The sequence below is a fragment of the Streptomyces sp. WZ.A104 genome (genome assembly GCF_002382885.1).
Lineage (GTDB): Bacteria > Actinomycetota > Actinomycetes > Streptomycetales > Streptomycetaceae > Streptomyces.
Genome location: NZ_NWVL01000177.1, coordinates 1 through 908, shown reverse-complemented (window position 1 = coordinate 908; position 908 = coordinate 1). Strand labels below are relative to the sequence as shown.

Annotated in this window: 1 protein-coding gene; it reads left to right on the top strand. The window is 75.9% G+C overall.

Going from position 1 to position 908, the window contains the following annotated elements; all coding sequences use genetic code 11:
* The coding region (locus CIB93_RS37000; RefSeq protein WP_257002526.1) for a CdaR family transcriptional regulator at positions 1–639 on the top strand (639 nt) is incomplete at its 5' end.
* Between the last annotated feature and the right edge of the window lie 269 nt (positions 640–908).

Sequence of the window (908 nt, the reverse complement as noted above, 5' to 3'; positions counted from 1 at the left end):
GCCGCTGCGGGCGGGCCGCAGCGGACGCGGCACGCCGAGCAGGGGCCGCGGTCCGCGCGGTCGGCCGCCTGTCCGCCCTTGACGCTGCCCTCCTCGTTCCCGGGGGCGGCGGTGCTCTGGCACCCGGGCCCGGATGCCGAGTTCGCGATCCTGCCGCTGACGGGCCCGCCGGGTGAGCTGAGCGCGCTGGCCGCCGAACTGACCGCCCCGGCCGGGACCCGCGCCGCGATCGGCTCCGCCGTCGAGGGTCTGGCCGCGCTCGGTGACGCCCGGCGGCTGGCGGAGACCGCGCTGCGCGCCTGTCCCGCCTCCGGCGGCACCGTCCTGCTCGACGAGCACCTCCCGGACGCCCTCGTCGTGTCCTCCCCGGCCCTCGGCTCCGCGCTGGCCGACCGGGTGCTGGGCCCACTGGACCGGCTGGATCCCGCCGACCGGGACGTCATCGTGGAGACCCTCACCGCCTGGCTGGACGCGGACGGCTCGGCACAGCGGGCGGGCGCGCGGCTGTACTGCCACCGCAACACCGTCCTCAACCGCCTCCGCCGCTTCGAACAGCTCACCGGCCGCTGCCTGACCCGCCCCCGGGACGCGGTCGAGGTCTCGCTCGCCCTGGCCGCGCGGCGGCTGCTCGGCACCTGAAGAACCAGCATGGGCTGGATCGTCGCCGGGTTCGCCGCCGGGGCGGCCGCCTCCGCCCTTCTGCTCGCCGTCCGGGGCCGGGTGCCGCGCGCCGAACTGCCCCGCTGACCTGCCCGGCTTCCGCTACGGGTCCCACGGGTCGCATGGGCCCTAGATCCAACGCCGTTCAGTTAGATCGAGGTCCGGGGTGTCAAGGCCCGCTCATGAGCATGTGGATGCTGATGGTGGCTTTGTAGGTGGTGCGGTCAATGGCGGGTCCGCGTGCGTTG